The sequence below is a fragment of the Sphingobacterium sp. JUb20 genome (assembly GCF_004342035.1).
Taxonomy (GTDB): domain Bacteria; phylum Bacteroidota; class Bacteroidia; order Sphingobacteriales; family Sphingobacteriaceae; genus Sphingobacterium; species Sphingobacterium anhuiense.
Genome location: NZ_SLYV01000012.1, coordinates 194,608 through 214,600, shown reverse-complemented (window position 1 = coordinate 214,600; position 19,993 = coordinate 194,608). Strand labels below are relative to the sequence as shown.

Genomic DNA, 19,993 nt, shown 5'->3' with positions numbered 1-19,993 from the left:
ATGTTTTAGTTTTACTTGCTTCTTGTCTTAACATCGTTATTGAATAAATTTGGAAGTAATATTTCTCTTTTTTATGTAAAAGTCTAAAACGCGTCCCGCTTCTAGGGGTCTATCGGTGCTCAAAATATCTGCGCCATTTTCAATAAAGCGGGCATATAGTTGATCTCCTTTTTGTTTGGCCTGGCGATCTAAATTTCCTAGTGTACCTAATATACACATGATACCATGTTCATGAAGTAGCTCTATTAAGTTTTTATCCGCTTCTCTGGTGCCGAGAAAGGCAATAATGCGATTATCTGGAATATCTCGATCATTGAGCCGCACTAAATCTGCTTCATTTTTTATAGGTGCAGACAGCATGAGGTCAGGGGCTAAATTATGCACAACAGCAGCCTGATTTGCGGAATACGTAATGATTATGGCATTACTTTCAGCTTTTTGACTGCGAATAGCACGGATCACCAAATCATAGGGAACCCCTTGTTTAATATCTAAGGTGAAGATGACTCTACCTTTGCCCCATGCTAAGGCTTCTTCCAAGCTCGGAATTCGATAAGGGGTTAGCTTTCCATTAGGATCTTTTAATCTTAAACCTTTTAATTCATTTTTAGTTTTAGAATCTACTGATCCCGAGCCATTAGTTGTTCTGTTTAAGTTGCTGTCATGCATCAATATTAAAGCAGAGTCCTTAGTTAACCTAACATCACATTCCACAATGACTGGTCTGTAGCTCGCGTTAAATGCAAAAGTTTCTACTGCATTTTCAGGATAACCGGTTGTAGGGCCTCCTCGATGTAAGCTGATGAGCGGATATCGGTTTTCATCGTATGTTAAAAATTGATAAAGCTCCTCTGCTGTTTTTAAATTGAGTGTTTTACTACCCGCCAGAACATCCGAAGATGTGCCGGTCCGAAAGCAGGATGCTAAAAGTGCGGTTGTAAAAATTAAAAAAGGGAAGAGATTTATTCTTCTAAACATACAGTGATTTGTTATTGGTTTTTCTTTAATAAAATGATGAGATCATCTATTGGCGTATTGATATGATCAATAATTAGATGAGCTTGTTGATAAAACGGTTCTCTTTCAGTTAATTTTTCAGTAATAAAATTAAATAGTTCCTCTTCAGTTTTACCGATTAAAATAGGTCTTTTATTCGGTTTTGACTGAGACAATCTATCAAATAGCGATTTTGGTGACATCTGTAAATACACCGAAATACCATTTTCATTCATCCACTGCATGTTATCAAAAAAACATGGAGAGCCACCTCCGGTAGAAACGATTGCATTTTGTTGCGCAGTTTTTAGTAACTGCTTGCGTTCTAATTCTCTAAATTTTTCTTCCCCGTGCAACTGAAAATATTCTGTGATGGACATGCCTATCTCTTTGACAATTTCATCATCAGTATCGATAAAAGGTAACTCTAATTTACTTGCTAACTTTTTGGCTAAAGTGGTTTTTCCACTTCCCATATAGCCAATTAAAAAAATAGGTTTTGGCATATTATTATTTATCTAAACTTAAGTATCGCTCTTCTATATCTTTTGCATCGGGTATAGCATTGTAATGCCATTTGTCGATTACGGTTCCTGATTTTAATAAAAGTACCCCAGGATTTGCACGGATCATGCTTTTCAACGGAATAAGATCAGCATAGAATATTTCTGAAATTAAGTGTAATTTATCACTTAGGTAGTCTGAATCTTCAGAAGAACTGGCCGTCAATAACACTATTCGTAGATTGTAATCTTCCGTTAGTTTTGTCGCTATTTTATTGATTTTATCTAAAGCCTCTACATTAGCTTTGGACAGGTCTTTAGCAACAATAATTAAATTATAATAAGGATTATTGATTATTTCTTGGGTATGGTCATTTCCTTCAGCATCTGTAATCAGAAGATCTGTAATCGGAATCTGATAGCCTTTCTTCACCAATTTACTTTGCGGTTCGCCAACGATTTCCCAGTTTGTGTCTTCCCAGACTTTTTCAGACATGTAAATTTTATCGGTAATGGTTTTTGTTTCCCCCGTTTTAACATTTTTCATGCTGTAGATCTGTTCATAAACATCGCCTTCTTTTCCTTCAGGTAGAACCATTAGGGATGGGATATTATTACCGATTTTATAAGGTAAAAAATCTATAAACGGTAAATACATGAACGTATAGATTCCAATGCCAAAAGATAGGACTGCTGTAAATGTTGCTACGAGGCCACGATTGGTCGGATCTTTAATGAGTGGTGTAATTTGATTGCGGTAAACAAAAATGATTAAGATCAAAGCAAGCAATACGAGATCCTTGCCAAAGGACTGCCAGGGTGTCAGCGGAATAGCGTCGCCAAAACAACCACATGAAGTAACAACTTCAAAAAAAGCAGAGTAAAAAGTAAGGAAAGTGAAGAAAATGATCAGCAGTAATAAACCCCACGCTACAAGCTTTTTGTAAAAACCTAACAAAAGCCATATACCCAATATTATTTCTAGTGCACAGACAACGATAGCAATCGCTGTAGCATAGTCATTTAAAAAGTCGGTATGAAAAACATGAAAATATTCTTCGAGTTTATAACCAAAGCCAGTAGGGTCATTAGCCTTTATAAAACCGGAGAAAATAAAAAGAAGACCTGTAAAGATGCGCGCAAAGCAAAGTAGATAGTTTGTTTTTTGCGATTTATTATTGATGACTGCTGACATAATTTTAGTTTGATTGAGCTAACCCCATTTTTATAAGTGCAAAAACGGCATAATTTAACATATCTTGATAATTGGCATGTATTCCTTCGGAGGCGATGGTGGCGCCGTTATTGTCTTCAATTTGTTTCACACGGTGAATTTTCATGAGTATCAGATCTGTTAACGAAGAAATCCGCATATCGCGCCATGCTTCGCCATAATCGTGATTTTTAGCAAGCATAAGGTCACGTGTTTCATTTACTTTTTCAGTGTATTTTTCATTTACAAATTCTGGGCTTAAATTTTCTTCACCATCTTCACCTAATTCGAGCTGAATCATACCCATAATACAATAATTGATGATACCCACATATTCTTCCAAAATACCTTCCCCAACTTTAGATACTTTTTTGATCTCTAAAGTACGAATGCGTTGTGCTTTAATATAAATTTGATCGGTTATAGAAGGAAGTCGCATAATACGCCAGGCTGTTCCATAATCTTTCGTTTTCTTGATAAATAAATCTTGGCAGTGCTCGATAACTGTATTGTATTCCTGAGTAGTATTCATAACTATTATTTGCGTATTTCACGAGAAAGTGAGTGAACTATTGTTACAAATATAATTAGAATTAACCATTTTTATGCGTCACAATTATGTCCAATTTAGCTGAATATCGCTAATAAAAAATAAAAATGTTGATATTTGATTTAAGGATTTATCGCTTGAGTATCGGTAAATTATAAAAGGATGACAGATGATAATTAAAAAACCTGAAATAAGAGAAGTTAGAATTACCCGCTACATACAGCCTTTTCGTGAAGGAGGTTCTTTGCCGGCATTGGCCGATGCAGATGATGGCTTTAGTTACGTGATTAAGTTCAGAGGTGCCGGACAGGGAAAGAAAGCTTTAATTGCAGAGTTGATAGGCGGAGAGATTGCCCGTGTTCTTAATCTCAGAATGCCTGAAATGGTTTTTGCAGATTTGGATGAATCTTTTGCCAGGACCGAACCAGATGAGGAAATCCAAGACTTATTAAAATTTAGTGTTGGCAAAAATCTAGGTGTTCATTTTTTAAATGGGGCCATTACTTATGATGCCAATGTTGATCAGATAAGTCCTGAAGAAGCATCTCGAATTGTCTGGCTCGATTCGTTGTTGATGAATGTTGATCGTACGGTCCGTAATACAAACATGCTGATCTGGCATAAAGAATTATGGTTGATTGATCATGGAGCTTCCTTATATTTCCACCATAGTTGGGACAATTGGGAAGAGCAAGCTATAAAACCCTTTGTGCAGATAAAAGATCATGTGTTATTAAAGAACGCCAGCCAAGTTGAATCGGTGGACCGACAATACCGTTCTTTATTAACCGAAGAAGTGATCCGTAATATAATGGATATCATACCAAGTGAATGGTTAGTTGATGAATCGAGAGATCTATCTGCAGCTGAGGCGCGAGAAGTTTACGTGTCCTTTTTGATGAAGCGCTTAGCACATGCTGATCATTTTTTAAATCAAATTGAAGATGCCCGAAAAAACATTATATGAGTATGCGGTGGTACGCTTAGTACCACGTGTGGAGCGTGAAGAGTTTATTAATGTTGGTGTGGCGTTATATTGCCAGAAATACCGATTTGCAAATGTTCTGTTTGATATCGATGAAGTGCGCGCCAGATCTTTATTTCCGGATATGGATATAGAAATGATAAAGGCTCATCTTGAATCTTTTGTGAAAATATGTACTGGAGCAAAAGATGGTGGCAAATTAGCTGCGTTGGATCAGACAGAACGTTTCAGATGGTTGACCGCCAATCGAAGCACAATTATCCAGTGTTCTCCGGTACACCCCGGATTATGTGAAGATCCGGCAGAAACTTTACAACTTCTTTTTAACAAGCTGGTTTTATAAATTGTATATTTTATCTACCATATAAGTATAGTATATTTGTACTATTACATAAAGGGATTACACCCATGAATGATTTTTACGAACACATTTATCAAAAACAATTGGAGGTATTTGAAATGCCTTCCAATAAAAAAATATCAGGCTGGGCAGTAGGGATCTTAGATCTGTTATTCCCAGAGCGAAATGCAGGTGGGATAAAATCTGTCGCAGAAGTGCAACTTGCTTTTCAGCAAGCTGAGCTTGAATTAGAGCAACTGTTAAGTAAATCAAAGGCTTGTGAAGCATGTGATCACTCGCTTGTTGCACGTGATTTTTTTCAATCATTACCACAATTATATGAATTGATGTGTTCAGACGCTGATGCTTTAATCGCAGGCGATCCGGCGGCAAAGAATCAACGGGAAGTTATTCGTACATATCCCGGTTTTTTCGCAATAAGTATTTTTCGGATCGCAAATAGACTTCACCGTCTTGGTGTTCCTTTGATACCCCGTATTTTAACAGAGCACGCGCATTCGAAGACGGGCATTGATATTCATCCGGCAGCAACTATCGGCCATCATCTTTATATTGATCATGGTACAGGTTTAGTCGTAGGTGAAACCTGTGTTATCGGAAATTATGTAAAGCTTTATCAGGGGGTGACGCTAGGCGCATTGAGTGTTGAGAAAATTTTATGCAATGTGAAAAGGCATCCTACAATCGAAGATCATACCATTATTTATTCGGGAGCAACCATATTAGGTGGCGATACTGTTGTAGGCCATCACTCCGTTATCGGGGGAAATGTGTGGTTGACAAATTCTGTAGAGCCTTATACAACTGTCTATCATCAAGCAAATTCTAAATTTATAGATTCCAAACCTTTAATTTAATATGGGAAATATCATTGATACCATTGGCAATACTCCTTTAGTTGAAATCACAAAATTTCATAGTAATCGAAATGTGAAGATTTACGCTAAAATGGAAGGAAATAATCCTGCAGGTAGTGTAAAAGACCGTGCTGCATTGAATATGATTCGATCGGCTATGGAAAGAGGTGAAATTACGAAGGATACAAAGTTGATTGAAGCAACGAGTGGAAATACGGGTATTGCACTCGCTATGATTGCAGGTATTTATGGCCTAAGTTTAGAACTAGTAATGCCCGTTACTTCTACGCGCGAACGGACATTAACGATGCAGGCATTTGGTGCACAGGTCACATTATTAGAGAGCATGGAGATCTGTCGTGATTATGCGGAAGATAAAGCTGCCACAGGAGATTATTTTATTTTAAACCAGTTCGCAAATCCCGATAATTATAAAGCACATATTAAAACTACAGGTCCGGAGATCTGGCGTGATACCGCAGGAAAGATTACACATTTTGTTAGTGCAATGGGTACTACCGGTACGATAATGGGGAACTCGATATATCTGAAGGAGAAAAATCCTGAAATACAGATCGTCGGTTGTCAACCAACTGAGGAGTCATCCATTCCGGGGATTCGTCGCTGGCCTGAGGAATATCTTCCGAAGATATTTGACGCTTCTCGTGTCGACCGTATCCTAGATATCTCGCAGAAAGAATCTACTGAGATGGCTCGTGAGTTAGTGAAAAGGGAGGGTATATTTGCAGGTATGAGTTCTGGAGGAGCATTTGCGGCCGCATTGAAGGTCGCAAATGAAATTGAAGAAGGAACTATTGTATTTATTGCATGTGATCGGGGTGACCGTTATTTAAGCTCAGACTTATTTGCCTAAGTAGCATTTTTATAATTTTAAAAAAAAGAGTCATCCCTTCCGGATGACTCTTTTTTTTACCTTGTTATTTCATTTTCTAGATCTTTACTTTTTAAACAGATTTGATGATTCTCTACTTGAAGTTATCCACAATGTGAATTAATATTGTTGATAACTATATGATTTTTATTTTATATTATCCACATTTTATAACAAAAATGTGAATAAGTTATTTATGCAGGATTTATTGCTTTGTGGCTGATTAAATGGTATTTAATGCTGTATTTTTTAAATTTAAGTTTTACAAAAAAAAGTATTAAACATTTATACTTCTTTTGATAATCTTTTTAAACTCATTTATACTGTCCATAAATAACTAGAATATATGTGAATAGCCAAGTGTTAATAAGTTGAGATTACTACAATTATTAACATGTTATGTTAGTTATTAACATTAAATTGTTAATAACTTATTGCGACCAAACATCTGTTACACGGTAAAAAAACTCTTCAACTTTTACTTTCCTGGTAATGAGAAATTTAACTATTTTTTTTATAAAAGGATATATTTTTCTTTTTAGACAACTTTAATTTGATATAACTTAGTTGGTGTACATAATACAGCCTTAGTGTTTTGTATACATTACCAATTTAAACCGATTAAATTAAATAACGGTCTTGTTTAATAGACTATTGGTATACTTCCAATAGAAACAGTCTGTTTACCTAATTTAATTAACATCAACTATTTTAAACCAAACTAAAAAATTATGAGCAATCTTAATTTAGGTCAACAGCAATGGAAGAAAGCCTTTTGGATGGGAGCTATCGTCTCTTTATCTACAATCTGCCAATCACCCGTGCTTGCAAATCCAAAGAGTTTAACTTTTATGAGTTCGACTCAAGAAAAGATTTCAGTTAGTGGCATTGTCACTAATACAGATGATGGTTCACCAATTGAGGGTGTCACTGTATCTGTTGTAGGGACAAATATCGCTACCAAGACAAATCAAAAAGGGGAGTACGTTTTGACAAATGTTCCAAGTGACGGAAAGTTGAATTTTCGAATGATCGGAATGACTTCTACAGATGAAGAAGTTAAAGGAAGAACCAGCATTATGGTGAGTCTCATTAGTTCCAGCGCCAACCTAGAAGAAGTGGTTGTGGTTGGTTATGGGGTGCAAAAGAAGGAAACTGTTACAGGATCTGTAGTCGCTGTAAAAGGTTCTGAACTATCAAAATCACCAGCTCTCAATGTTTCCAATGCTTTAGCAGGCCGGGTGCCGGGGGTAATTGCGACGAATGGATCTGCAGAACCCGGCTATGATGGGTCAACTATAAGTATCCGCGGAACCAATACGTTAGGAAATTCGAGTCCATTAATTGTTATTGATGGAATTCCCGCGCGCCAAGGTGGTTTTGAACGATTAAATCCGGCAGATATTGATAATATTTCAGTTTTAAAAGATGCCTCTGCAGCCATTTATGGTGCCAGAGCGGCAAATGGAGTTATTTTGGTAACGACAAAAAGGGGAACAAACGGAAAACCTAAATTATCGTATAATTTTAATAAGGGATTTTCACAACCGACGGTCATTCCAAAATTGACAGATGCCGTTGAATACTCCGAATTGCGAAATGAACTCGAGATTTATAAATTACCGGTAGCAGAGTGGGCTGCGGCACAAAATGCCTTCAAAACGACCGGTACTTTTATCCGTCCAAACAGTACAACCGTTTCAGCTCCTTTTACACCAGAAGATGTTCAATTATTTAAAGATGGCAGCGATCCCTGGGGACATCCTAATACAGATTGGTATGGGGAAACCTTAAAGAATTGGTCTCCTCAAGAGAAGCATAATGTCCAGATTACCGGAGGAAATGATGCGGTGAAATATCTAACTTCAATTGGATATCAGAATCAAGATGCCTACTATAAAAAATCTGCAACCGGATATAAGCAGTATGACTTAAGAATTAACTTGGATGCCAAGATAAGTAAATACATCACAACCAAATTTGGAGTTTTGGGGCGTCAAGAAAATAGAAATTTCCCAACCAAAGGAGCGGGTACCATCTTTAGAATGTTGATGCGAGGTAACCCTACACAACCTGCTTATTGGCCAAATGGAATGCCTGGACCTGACATTGAAAATGGTGAAAATCCGGTGGTGATCACGACTAACGAAACAGGTTATGAACGCGATAAAAGATATTATTTTCAAACCAATGGACAGATTGATATCACAATTCCTTGGATAGAAGGTTTGAAGTTTTCTGGTAATGCAGCTGTCGATAAATACATTAAGAAAATTAAACGTTGGGAGACGCCGTGGTACCTGTATACTTGGCAGGGAGCTTATGAAGCTGATGGAGTAACTCCACAATTGGTACCGGGCAAAAGAGGTCCGGCAGATCCACGGTTAAACCAATCTGATGAAGATCAGTTGAATATATTGCTGGGCGGTGTGCTGACTTATGATAAGGTCATTGGTGATCACACGTTCAATATACTAGCTGGGGTAAACAGAGAAACAATCCAAAATGATAACTTTTCAGCTTATCGACGTTATTTCTTGTCAGATAATATTGATTATTTATTTGCTGGTGGTGATGCTGAGAAGAATAATGATGGTAGTGCATGGCAGCGAGCAAGATTGAATTATTTCGGAAGGGTAAATTACAATTATAAATCGAAATATATCGCTGAATTGCTATGGCGTTATGATGGTTCTTATATGTTCCCTCAGAAAACGCGTTATGGATTTTTTCCTGGCGCAATGTTGGGATGGGTAGCATCAGAAGAAAAGTTTTGGAAAGATAATATCAAAGTTGTCAATTATTTTAAAGTTCGTGCTTCTTACGGTCAGATGGGTAATGATAATGTTGAATATGATAATATTCTTCAAGAATATCAATATTTTTCAACGTATAAATTTGGATCTTATATTCTTGGCGATGAAATGATTAAAACTCTATACGAAAGCCGTGTCCCAAATAATTTCATTACTTGGGAGGTTGCTAATAATTATAATTTAGGTATTGATGCGCAGCTTTTAGGGGGCAAGATTAACTTTGAGTTTGATGTTTTTAAAAATAGAAGAAACTCAATCCTATGGAGACGTAATGCATCTATTCCTCAAAGTACGGGTATGACGCTACCTGCTGAGAACATCGGCAAAGTTGATAACAAAGGATGGGAGTTTAATTTAGGTTATCGCGATCAGAAAGGCGATTGGGGATATAGTGCTTCCATCAATGGCGGGTATGCTAAAAATAAAATTGTATTCTGGGATGAAGCTGCTGGAGCACCATCTTGGCAGCAGACAACTGGTAGAGTGATCAATTCCGGGTTGTATTATCAATATGATGGTGTATTTAAAAGTCAGGAAGAGATCAACTCTAATACCTTGGATTACTCGGCAATTACGAATAATCTAAGACCTGGTGATATGAAGTATAAAGATTATGATGGAGACGGAAAGATTACGCCGGATGATCGTGTGCGGACAAATAAGAATACGAATCCAACTTTTCAAGGTGGTTTGAATCTGGGATTACGGTATAAGAATTTTGATCTATCCATCTTATTTCAAGGGGCTATGGGTGGTGAAGTTCGGATAGCGACAGATGAATCTGGTGCAATTGGTAATTACTTACATGAATTTTATGAAAATAGATGGACGATCGATAATCCTAGTTCTGAACATCCGCGTATCACCGATCGTTCTGATCAGTATTATTCCAAAGACAATACCTATTGGTTGCATTCAAACAATTACCTGCGTCTAAAAAATGTGGAAATAGGATATAATCTAAGTGCGAAACTTGTGGAACGCTTAGGTATTTCAAGTTTTAGAGTTTATGCGAGCGGTATGAACTTAGTTACTTGGTCCAAATTGAAAATGTATGATCCTGAATCGACTAATACTTTAGGACATTACTATCCTCAAGCTCGATTAATCAACACCGGGATACTTTTATCTTTTTAATTCGCTATCATTATGAAAACAATAAAATTATTTTATATACCGATTTCTGCATTATTATTTACAGGATTATTTGCCAGCTGTAATGATGATTTTGTCAATACCAAACCATTGGCAGAGGTTCCAAAGGAGCTTGTATGGACAGATGCAGGACTCGCTCAGGCATTTGTAAATGATCTATATAATGGATTTGGACAGGGAGGTTTTAACGAACAGATGTTAGCCTCGTTGACAGACGAGTCCATGTTTACCCATCCGGGTAGAGGAATCAATACCATTACGGAGAGTAGGTCCAATCCAGCGGATCAGGGCTGGATTGTTGATTCATATGAGTATGGGAATATGTATAAGCGTATCCGCGCGACTAATATTGCGATCGAAAATCTTATTACGCCAAAATTCAATAATGAAGCGCTAGCGAAACAGATGTTGGGAGAGGCTTATTTCTTAAGAGCCTATTACTATCAGCAACTTTTGCGTTTCTATGGTGCAATTCCATTGATTACCAAGATTTATACGCTTGAAGATACGGATTATACTGCTGCTCGAAATACGTATGAAGAGTGCGTCAATTTCATTGTTAAAGATTGCGAACAGGCAGCTACTTTATTGAGTGGGGTGGCAAAAGTAGATGGTCGTACCAATGAGGCTGCAGCTTTAGCTCTAAAAGCTCGTGTGTTACTTTATGCGGCTTCCGATTTGCATGATGTACCAACGGCAAAGACCAAATCTTCAACTATATCAGCATATGCTAACCCAGAACTGCTAGGTTATGTATCTGGAAATCGTACAGAGAGATGGCAAAAAGCTAAAGCAGCAGCAAAGGCGGTGCTGGATAAATCTGAACTGGCATATAAACTAAACTTATCAGAACCGGTTTCCCCTTTAGAAGGGAGAGCAAATTATATCGCGTTAGCGATGGGGGGTAATTCAAAAATTGCCGATGCTGATGCAAAACGGGATTTAATTTTAGGAAGATTCTTTAATGACTTGAAAGATGAAGGTGGGGCTTATGTAGGGCGTAACAATGGACCTAATGGCTATCATAACTGGGCAGGGAATAGTCCTACGCAATTGCTGGTTGATGATTATGAAACTTTGTCCGGTGAAAAATTTAATTGGAATAATTCTGTTCACGCAACAAACATATATACCAATCGTGATCCTCGCCTTGGAGCTTCTATATTATATGACGGTGCTACTTGGAAACCAAGAACAGATGATGTTAAGAAGAGAGATCCTGCGAATCAAATCCAAACAGGTCAATATGAGGTAATCAATGATAAGGGAACGAAAGTCATCCAGTATGGGTTGGATACGCGTAATTCTCCGGTTGAAGATTGGAATGGTAGTTATACGGGATATTATATGCGTAAGTTTGTTGATGCGGATCCTGCGATTGTTGATCAAAATACCAGACAACGTGTGCCGTGGCCAGTACTTCGTTATACGGAGGCCGTACTGAATTATGCAGAAGCTTGTCTTGAATTGGGAGAGGATGCTGAAGCACGTACATGGCTCAATAAAATTCGGTTCAGATCCGGAATGCCTGCAATTGATAACGATGAATCTGGACAAAAATTAAAAGATCGGTACCGTAATGAAAGACGTGTTGAATTGGCTTATGAGGAACACCGCTTCTTTGATACACGCCGTTGGATGAATGCCAAGGAAACGATAGGGAGACAAGTTACTTTAATTAATATTTTTGGGACTTTAAAAGCGGGTAAGCTTGTGAGTCTTTACCAATATAATACAGACAATTATAGCTACTCTTATAAAGTGAATACAATTGCACCTGGGATAGAAAATAGAAATTGGTTGGATAAAATGTACTTCATATCCATTCACCGAGATGAAATGAATAGAAATACCAAGTTGATTCAAAACCCGGGTTACTAGTTTTAATTACCTAATTAATAAAATGGGGTTATCTTGAGTAAGTCATGACTTTAATTATAAAAGTTTCATCGTGCTTATTTGAGATAACCTTTTTCTGTCTTAAAATAAATGAATGCGAACCAATTGTTCCCATTCGTCATCAAGTGAGCCTATAAATTCCGATTTCTTCGCACGGTTATACCAGTAGCGAGCATTCCAAAGATCTTTTTCTTTGCGGTGTAGGTAAGCATGCACATGTGCCGATTTGGAATCTTGTAGATGATCGATTAAATCATGGGCTTTTTGCCAATCACCTTTTTTATCCCACCAAAGTGATTCGAGCCATATAGAAAGTTCAGACGGAGGAACTGCCAATACGGTGGAAGATGAAAATTTTTCAAATGTTAACATCCTTCTAAAATAGCGAATAATGTCAACATAAAAGGGTGATTTTATTAAAATCACCCTTTTATGTTATTTAAATCTGCTTGCTAATGCGGCTAATTTTGAAGCCATATCAGTCTCAGGTTCTTTTTCTTTTCGCTCTTTGTTGTGAAAACTTTTTGGCTCACGCTTCTGTTTTGGTGATGAGGTTGCTTCATTTGTTTTCATAGAAAGGCCGATACGATTTCTTTTCTCATCAATTTCGGTTACTGTAACCTCTACATGTTGTTGTACTTTTACGACTTCGTGCGGATCAGAAATAAAACGGTTCGACAGTTGGCTCAAATGTACCAGTCCATCTTGGTGAACGCCAATATCAACGAAAGCACCAAAATTAGTAATATTCGTTATGATACCTGGTAATTTCATTCCTACCCTTAAATCCGATACTGCATTTACACCATCAGTAAAAGCGAAAGCTTCGAATTTTTCACGTGGATCCAGTCCTGGTTTTGCCAATTCGGCGATGATATCATTCAGTGTCGGTAGACCAACTTCATCAGAGATATAATTTTTCAATGGTATTGTTTTCCTTAGTTCGGCATTACTCAACAGCTCATGAACACTTGTTTTAAGATCTTTAGCCATTTGCTCGACTAATTTATAGCGTTCAGGATGTACTGCTGATGCATCTAAAGGATTTTCAGCATTGCGGATGCGTAAAAATCCGGCGGCCTGTTCAAAAGCTTTATCTCCCAACCTAGGTACTTTCTTCAATTCACGACGTGATTTGAAAGGTCCGTTTTCTTTTCTGTAATTGATGATTGATTGAGCCAAAGCAGGACCTAAACCAGATACGTAAGCTAGAATTTGTTTTGATGCGGTATTTAATTCAACACCTACATTGTTCACACAGCTCATAACTGTATCGTCTAGTGAGCTCTGTAATTTGTTTTGATCAACGTCATGTTGATATTGTCCTACACCGATCGATTTTGGATCGATTTTCACCAACTCTGCTAGCGGATCCATCAACCTGCGACCAATAGAGACAGCGCCACGCACCGTGATATCCTGATCTGGGAATTCATCTCGTGCAGTTTCTGATGCAGAATAAATAGAAGCGCCACTTTCATTAACCATCACAATAGTAACTTCATCTAGATTCAGTTTACGAATGAAATCTTCTGTTTCCCGACCTGCTGTACCATTGCCGATAGCAATGGCTTCAATATCATATTTTTTTACTAAGTAAGGTATAGTACGCGTTGCTTCTGCCAGACCTCCGGCACCACTATGTGGAAATATAGCCGTATTTTCTAGTAAAGCACCTTGCTGATCCAACACGACAGTTTTACAACCCGTTCTAAATCCAGGATCGATTGCTAAAATTCTTTTCTGTCCCAATGGGGCCGCCAAAAGTAGTTGACGTACATTATCTGCAAATACTTTGATTGCTTCTTCATCCGCTTTCTGACGTGTCAAAACTCGAATTTCAGTTTCCATAGAAGGTTTTAATAGTCTTTTAAAGCTATCTGTTAAGGCTAAGCGAACTTGCGCAGCCGCTTCATTATTCGCTTTGATATAAATGTGGTCAATTGCAGGAATAACTTCTTCTTCAGCAACTTCGATATCCAAATAAAGAAGTTCCTCTTTCTCACCACGTCGCATGGCCAAAACACGATGTGAAGGTGCATTTTTTAATGATTCTGACCATTCGTAATAATCTTTATATTTTAATGCAGCTTCTTCTTTTCCTGGGACTACTCGAGATACAAATTGACCTTTGTCCACAAATATTTTACGCGCTTTATCTCTTACTTCAGCATTTTCAGCAATTGTCTCTGCAATAATATCGCGGGCACCCGATAGTGCCTCCTCGATCGAGTTGACACCTTTTTCTTCATCGATAAGTGATACTGCTAAATCGGTGAAATCTGTACGTTCCTGCGCTAATAGCAGGTCAGCAAGCGGTTGCAATCCCTTTTCTCTGGCCATACTTGCACGTGTTTTACGTTTAGGCTTGTAGGGAAGGTAAATGTCTTCTAGATTTGCCATCGTCTCTACATGCTGGATTTTTAACGCTAGTTCTGGAGTTAATTTTCCTTGATCTGAAATTGATTTTAAGATGGCGTCCCTTCTTTTATCTAAGTCACGTAATTGTTGAATACGGTCACGGATGGTCGTAATTTGTACTTCATCTAGACTGCCCGTCATCTCTTTTCTATAACGTGAGATGAAAGGTACTGTAGCACCTTCATCTAATAATCCGATTGTTGTTTGTACTTGTTTTTCGCTAATCGCTAATTCCTTCGAAACTATAATTTCGTGTGTCATAAATAGGGAATGTAATATTTATTAAAATAGAAAGCTGCTGGAAATAATCCAACAGCTTTATTTGACGATATCTTATTGAAAATAATAGGCTTAAACTTATGCTTCTTTAGAAGGCTCTTCTGCTTTTTTAGCTGGATCAACTGCTGTTTTTTCAACAGATTCAGTTGGATTATCTTCAGTTGCCGCTGTTTGTCCGTTATCTGCAAAATGATCGTTGTAACCATATTGAAAATGGTTTGGTTCTTCACCATATTCAGGCTGACGACTATACTGCATAGTTCCTTCAGGTGCTGTAAACTGAGGCGTTTTCTTTTCGGACTCTTCTTTGTTCTCCGCTTCAGCCTCTTCTTTTACTTTTTGTTCTGCTGCTTGGGCTTCTGCCAAAGGATTTTCCTCTATTTTTAAATCAATGTCTTTTTCGAAATTATTAATTTGATCGGAAATTTCTCTTTTGATACCTTCTGAAGCATCTTTAAACTCTCTGATCCCACGCCCTAGACCTCTTGCCAATTCAGGAAGTTTTTTACCCCCAAATAATAAAAGAGCGATAACCAGAATCAACATCATTTCTGATGTTCCTATGTTAAGAAATGCAAATATTTGACTGTACATTTTACTATCGTTTTAATAAATTATAAATGCTAAGTTACAGCAATATTTTAAAAATGAAATAGTGTTTAAGGAAATATTAACATTTCAATTGTAAAAATTTAGTGTGCTAATTTGACATTTTCATTATGATTTATTGATAGATAAGAAATGTAGGATTGGGAAAAATCTCGTACTTTTGGAATCTTTTCAAATTAAGTAGCGGGAAAATATGTTGAAGCGATTAAAATCTTACAAGCCTTATTATTGGAGCACTTTTATACTGGCGGGACCAGTCGTGATCTCTCAACTTGGTCATACCATGGTACATATGGCAGACAGTGTTATTGTAGGGCATTTTGCAGGTACAGTTCCTTTGGCTGCGGTATCCTTGGTCAATGCAGTCTTTATGGTCGTTATGGTTATCGGTTTGGGTATTGCTTACGGAATTACCCCATTAATTGCTCAGGAAAACGGACGTGGCAATAAAGAAGAATGTGCCAAGTTGTTATCGAATAGTATTTGGATGAATGCCATAGCAGGGATACTTTTATTTTGCCTCGTATATTTTGGTTCTATGTTGGCTATTGATCATCTTGACCAAGATCCAGCGGTGGTAAAAGAGGCGAAACCTTATTTACTTATTCTGAGTCTATCAATTTTTCCTTTGATGATTTTTAGTGCATTTAAGCAATTTGCTGAAGGTTTAGGTTTTACTAAACAAGCCATGAATATCACCATATGGGGGAATGTTTTAAACATTATTTTAGCAGTTATTTTTGTTAAAGGTATGTTTGGTATCAAACCTATGGGCGTCAGCGGGGTAGGATACAGTACGTTGATCGACCGTATTATGATGATGATCGTCATGTTGTTCTATGTTATGAGATCTTCTTATTTTCAGCCCTACATCAGCAAATTTAAGCTATGGGCTGTTGATCTTATCCGGATTCGAAAAATTTTAAAAATAGGAGCACCTGTAGCCATGCAATATGTCTTTGAAATCGGTGCATTTGCAGGAGCCTCATTGATTGCAGGAACTATCGGTGCTGTTGAGCAAGCTTCACATCAGGTTGCTATTCAATTAGCTGCTATGACTTATATGATGGCAAGTGGAATTGCAGCGGCTGCAACTATTAAAACAGGGAATAGCTTTGGTAACAAAAACTTCTTTCGTTTACAACGTTTTGCAGTTTCCTCTTATCAATTGGTTTTAGTATTTATGACACTGACGGCTTCACTTTTTGCTATCTTTAATAACTACCTTCCTTTTATTTTCACACAGGACATGGCAGTAGTTACTATTGCAGCCCACTTATTAATTATAGCTGGATTGTTTCAGCTTTTTGATGGAACTCAGGTTGTAGGTTTGGGCATATTAAGAGGTATGGGCGATGTCAATATACCGACGTTAATTACTTTTATTGCCTACTGGATCATCGGATTGCCAAGTGGATATTTTATGGGAGTTCATTTAGGAATGGGCGTCGAAGGAATCTGGTATGGTTTGACTTTGGGCTTGCTCACATCGTCTGTTTTATTATACTGGCGTTACCGTATTGTAATTCATAAACATTTGAATGCTTAGCATAAAAAAAGGCTTCTTTTAATTTAAAAGAAGCCTTTTTTTAATATTATATAAACCGTTAGATTTCGCGATTAATATCCCAGTTCTCTAAGTAATCGGCCACTCTTTTCAAAAATGTTCCTCCCAATGCTCCATCTATGACACGATGATCATAAGATAGTGAAAGATACATCATCTGTCTGATACCAATTAGATCACCATGTTCTGTTTCAATAACAGCAGGTTTCTTTTTAATGGTACCAACGGCCAGAATAGCTGCTTGAGGCTGATTGATAATGGGGGTACCCATGATATTTCCAAAAGCACCAATATTAGTAAAGGTAAATGTCCCACCTTGGGTATCATCAGGTTTTAACTTGTTAGCACGTGAGCGATTAGCCAGATCATTGACAGATTTGCTAAGTCCCACTAAGCTTAATTGATCTGCATTTTTGATTACAGGAACAATTAGATTACCATTTGGAAGTGCGGCGGCCATTCCAATATTGATATTTTTCTTTTTGATAATATGATTCCCATCAACAGAAATATTGACCATAGGGAAGTCTTTTAGCGCTTTAGCGATTGCTTCAATAAAAATAGGAGTGAAGGTGATATTTTCGCCATCTCTCTTTTTATACACCTCTTTCGCCTTATTGCGCCAGTTTACCAAATTAGTAACATCTGCTTCCACAAAAGAGCATACATGTGGTGAAGTCTGTACACTTTTCACCATATGATCTGCGATGATCTTGCGCATACGGTCCATCTCGATGATTTCATCACCTCCTGAATTTATAGTATGAGCAGTTTCAACTGGAGTGGCAGCATACTGTTCTTTTTTCTCGGGAACAACAGTTGCTACTGGTTGAGGTGCACTTGTGCTAGTATAATGAGTACCAGTCTGCTCTCTTTTGCGTGTTACATATTTTAAAATATCTTCTTTGGTTACACGTCCCTCAGAACCTGTTCCAACAACCTGATCTAACTCTTGTTGACTTAAGCCTTCATGAGAAGCTATATTTTTGACTAAAGGAGAATAGAATCTAATTCCATTATGAATGCTGGACTGATGATTTTCAATAGCAGGTTGAATCTGATTTAATCCTGGTATTTCTATTTTTTTATCTTCAATCTGAATCGTAGTCGGAGTAACTTCTATTTTGTCTTGATTTTTCTCAAATGTTGATTGTGTATCTACTGTTGGAGATTCTATTCCATCTTGGTCACCTTCGATCTCAATAATGGCAATTATATCACCTACTTGTGCAACTTGATCAATTGAAAAAAGTTGTTCTTTTAATATTCCTTTTACTGGAGAAGGTACATCCGAATCGACTTTATCAGTTGCTATTTCTAAAATTGCTTCATCTTCACTAATGGTATCACCTGGTTGTTTTAACCATTTTGTTACAGTAGCTTCAGATACACTTTCCCCCATTTTAGGAAGTAATAATTTATATAATGCCATAATAATTCAACTGCAATCCTTTTAAATACTAAGTTAGTTATTTTAAGGTTTATATTTTACAAAGTAAAATATAATTTTTGATAAATCAATTTTTGCGGAATAATATTTTACAAATCAATGCCTATCTGATGTTCTTTGACAAGTAATTGCCAAAGCATGAAAAGCGCTAATTGTCTGGTTCGTTCGATATTTATTGTTCTGTCATTTTGAAATTGGAACTTTCTGGCAATGGTTTCTTTTTCACCGGCAATTGCGATCCAAACTGTACCTACCGGCTTTTCGGGAGTACCTCCTGTTGGCCCTGCAATTCCACTGGTTGCAACCGCGTAGTTTGTATCAAATTTATGTTTAGCACCTTGGGCAATTTCAATAACAGTCTGTTCACTTACTGCTCCGTATTGACTCAGTGTTTCTTCTTTAACATCCAAAAGCTGTTGCTTTAGCTTATTCGAATAAGGAACGGTACCACCCACATACATCGCACTACAGCCAGGCACCGCAGTGATTATAGCGGCAAGACTGCCTCCAGTACAGCTTTCTGCTGTTGTTAACGTTAACTGGAGACGAATAAATTTCTGAATTAAAAACTTTTCTATTGAGGTGTCATGATTTGCAATGACATGATCAGCAAGTCTGTCGATCAGCTTACGTGCGAATTCTTTTGTTTCTTTTGTAATGTCGTCTTTATGAGATCCAGTTCCCGATAGCCGTAACCTAACAAAGGCTAGGGTGGGCAAGTATGCGAGTTTAATATGTGCAGGTAATTCAGATTCTAGATCCGCTATTTTTTCAGCGAGATAAGATTCACCAATTCCTCCAACGATAATATTTTCCTGTGCCAGATAGGTTGTGTTATCTTGTTTGCATAGTATGGGTAATACTTGTGTATTCATGAGATGTTTCATTTCAAAAGGAACACCAGGCATAAAGATATAGCTGGTAGCACCTTTTTTTATGAGCATACCCGGAGCAGTACCGTATTGATTGAACAGGATAGTACATCCTTTTAACACATCCGCTTGCTGTCTGTTGATTTCCAGCATCTCTTTTCCACGAGCTTCAAAAAATTGCGTTACATGCTGTAAGACCTCTTCATCGCGTTGTAGGAAAGTATCAAAATACTTCGCCGCGGTTTGCTTGGTTATATCATCTTTCGTAGGACCTAATCCCCCTGTAATGAGTACAACATCCGCCTGATCCTGACTATTGGATAATGCATTGAAAATAGCTTCCTCTTTGTCCGAGATCGAAAGAATCTGTATTACGGAAATATTATTGTTTTGAAGCTGAGTCGCTATCCAGGCTGAATTGGTATCAATAATTTGACCGATCAGGATTTCATCCCCTATGGTTATAATTTGTGCTTTCATGGATATATAATAAAAGAAACGTACTGGTGTTGGGAGCAAAAGCTACGAAATTTCAACGTTGAATCTTTTAGGTCAATTAAAAATGTTA

General features: G+C 37.4%; 16 protein-coding genes. 7 read left to right on the top strand and 9 right to left on the bottom strand.

Annotated elements, in window-relative coordinates; genetic code table 11:
* Nucleotides 1–36: 36 nt before the first annotated feature.
* Genes EDF66_RS20205 through EDF66_RS20190 form a run of 4 tightly spaced genes read right to left on the bottom strand, consistent with a single transcriptional unit; the run spans nucleotide 37 to nucleotide 3,244 of the window.
* Nucleotides 37–978, bottom strand: a complete 942-nt coding sequence (locus tag EDF66_RS20205) for a glycerophosphodiester phosphodiesterase family protein (protein ID WP_132772108.1) — start codon at nucleotides 976–978, stop codon at nucleotides 37–39.
* Nucleotides 979–989: 11 nt separating this feature from the next.
* Nucleotides 990–1,502, bottom strand: coding sequence for a shikimate kinase (locus tag EDF66_RS20200; RefSeq protein WP_132772109.1), 513 nt, complete (start codon nucleotides 1,500–1,502; stop codon nucleotides 990–992).
* Nucleotides 1,503–1,506: 4 nt separating this feature from the next.
* Nucleotides 1,507–2,697 carry a BT_3928 family protein gene (locus EDF66_RS20195; RefSeq protein ID WP_409049543.1) on the bottom strand — a complete coding sequence of 397 codons (1,191 nt, stop codon included), beginning with the start codon at nucleotides 2,695–2,697 and terminating at the stop codon, nucleotides 1,507–1,509.
* A gap of 1 nt (nucleotide 2,698) precedes the next feature.
* Entirely contained in the window at nucleotides 2,699–3,244 is a 546-nt protein-coding gene (locus tag EDF66_RS20190; protein ID WP_132844649.1) for a DUF1599 domain-containing protein, read from the bottom strand.
* A gap of 187 nt (nucleotides 3,245–3,431) precedes the next feature.
* On the opposite strand from EDF66_RS20190, the gene EDF66_RS20185 reads away from it, so the two are divergent.
* The 6 genes from EDF66_RS20185 (at nucleotide 3,432) to EDF66_RS20160 (ending at nucleotide 12,209) form a co-directional block, all read left to right on the top strand.
* Nucleotides 3,432–4,229, top strand: coding sequence for a HipA family kinase (locus EDF66_RS20185; protein WP_132844647.1), 798 nt, complete (start codon nucleotides 3,432–3,434; stop codon nucleotides 4,227–4,229).
* Nucleotides 4,207–4,590: a DUF3037 domain-containing protein gene (locus EDF66_RS20180; protein ID WP_132844709.1), complete on the top strand. Its 384-nt coding sequence runs from the start codon at nucleotides 4,207–4,209 to the stop codon at nucleotides 4,588–4,590. Before EDF66_RS20185 ends, EDF66_RS20180 begins: the two co-directional genes overlap by 23 nt.
* Before the next feature lie 65 nt (nucleotides 4,591–4,655).
* Nucleotides 4,656–5,465, top strand: coding sequence for a serine O-acetyltransferase (locus EDF66_RS20175; protein WP_021189639.1), 810 nt, complete (start codon nucleotides 4,656–4,658; stop codon nucleotides 5,463–5,465).
* Between the two features lies 1 nt (nucleotide 5,466).
* Nucleotides 5,467–6,339 carry a cysteine synthase CysM gene (cysM, locus tag EDF66_RS20170; RefSeq protein ID WP_132772112.1) on the top strand — a complete coding sequence of 291 codons (873 nt, stop codon included), beginning with the start codon at nucleotides 5,467–5,469 and terminating at the stop codon, nucleotides 6,337–6,339.
* Nucleotides 6,340–7,088: 749 nt separating this feature from the next.
* Nucleotides 7,089–10,310, top strand: coding sequence for a SusC/RagA family TonB-linked outer membrane protein (locus EDF66_RS20165; protein ID WP_207898701.1), 3,222 nt, complete (start codon nucleotides 7,089–7,091; stop codon nucleotides 10,308–10,310).
* Nucleotides 10,311–10,322: 12 nt separating this feature from the next.
* Nucleotides 10,323–12,209: a RagB/SusD family nutrient uptake outer membrane protein gene (locus tag EDF66_RS20160; protein ID WP_132844645.1), complete on the top strand. Its 1,887-nt coding sequence runs from the start codon at nucleotides 10,323–10,325 to the stop codon at nucleotides 12,207–12,209.
* Between the two features lie 99 nt (nucleotides 12,210–12,308).
* Here the strand turns inward: EDF66_RS20160 and EDF66_RS20155 are convergent, their stop codons facing one another.
* From EDF66_RS20155 to EDF66_RS20145, 3 genes are all read right to left on the bottom strand, one after another.
* Nucleotides 12,309–12,599, bottom strand: a complete 291-nt coding sequence (locus tag EDF66_RS20155) for a hypothetical protein (RefSeq protein ID WP_021189637.1) — start codon at nucleotides 12,597–12,599, stop codon at nucleotides 12,309–12,311.
* 63 nt (nucleotides 12,600–12,662) lie between these two features.
* Entirely contained in the window at nucleotides 12,663–14,909 is a 2,247-nt protein-coding gene (locus EDF66_RS20150) for a Tex family protein (protein WP_132844644.1), read from the bottom strand.
* Between the two features lie 96 nt (nucleotides 14,910–15,005).
* Nucleotides 15,006–15,521 (bottom strand): twin-arginine translocase TatA/TatE family subunit, encoded by a 516-nt coding sequence (locus tag EDF66_RS20145; RefSeq protein ID WP_132844642.1) that lies wholly within the window; start codon nucleotides 15,519–15,521, stop codon nucleotides 15,006–15,008.
* A gap of 208 nt (nucleotides 15,522–15,729) precedes the next feature.
* Between EDF66_RS20145 and EDF66_RS20140 the strand changes: the two genes are divergently transcribed.
* The gene (locus EDF66_RS20140) at nucleotides 15,730–17,085 is read left to right on the top strand and encodes an MATE family efflux transporter (protein WP_132844640.1); all 1,356 of its coding nucleotides are present in this window, start codon (nucleotides 15,730–15,732) and stop codon (nucleotides 17,083–17,085) included.
* Between the two features lie 58 nt (nucleotides 17,086–17,143).
* Here EDF66_RS20140 and EDF66_RS20135 read toward each other — a convergent pair whose 3' ends face one another.
* Both EDF66_RS20135 and EDF66_RS20130 read right to left on the bottom strand, forming a co-directional pair.
* The gene (locus EDF66_RS20135) at nucleotides 17,144–18,535 is read right to left on the bottom strand and encodes a dihydrolipoamide acetyltransferase family protein (RefSeq protein ID WP_132844638.1); all 1,392 of its coding nucleotides are present in this window, start codon (nucleotides 18,533–18,535) and stop codon (nucleotides 17,144–17,146) included.
* Between the two features lie 107 nt (nucleotides 18,536–18,642).
* Nucleotides 18,643–19,905, bottom strand: coding sequence for a competence/damage-inducible protein A (locus tag EDF66_RS20130; protein ID WP_132844637.1), 1,263 nt, complete (start codon nucleotides 19,903–19,905; stop codon nucleotides 18,643–18,645).
* Nucleotides 19,906–19,993 lie beyond the last annotated feature (88 nt).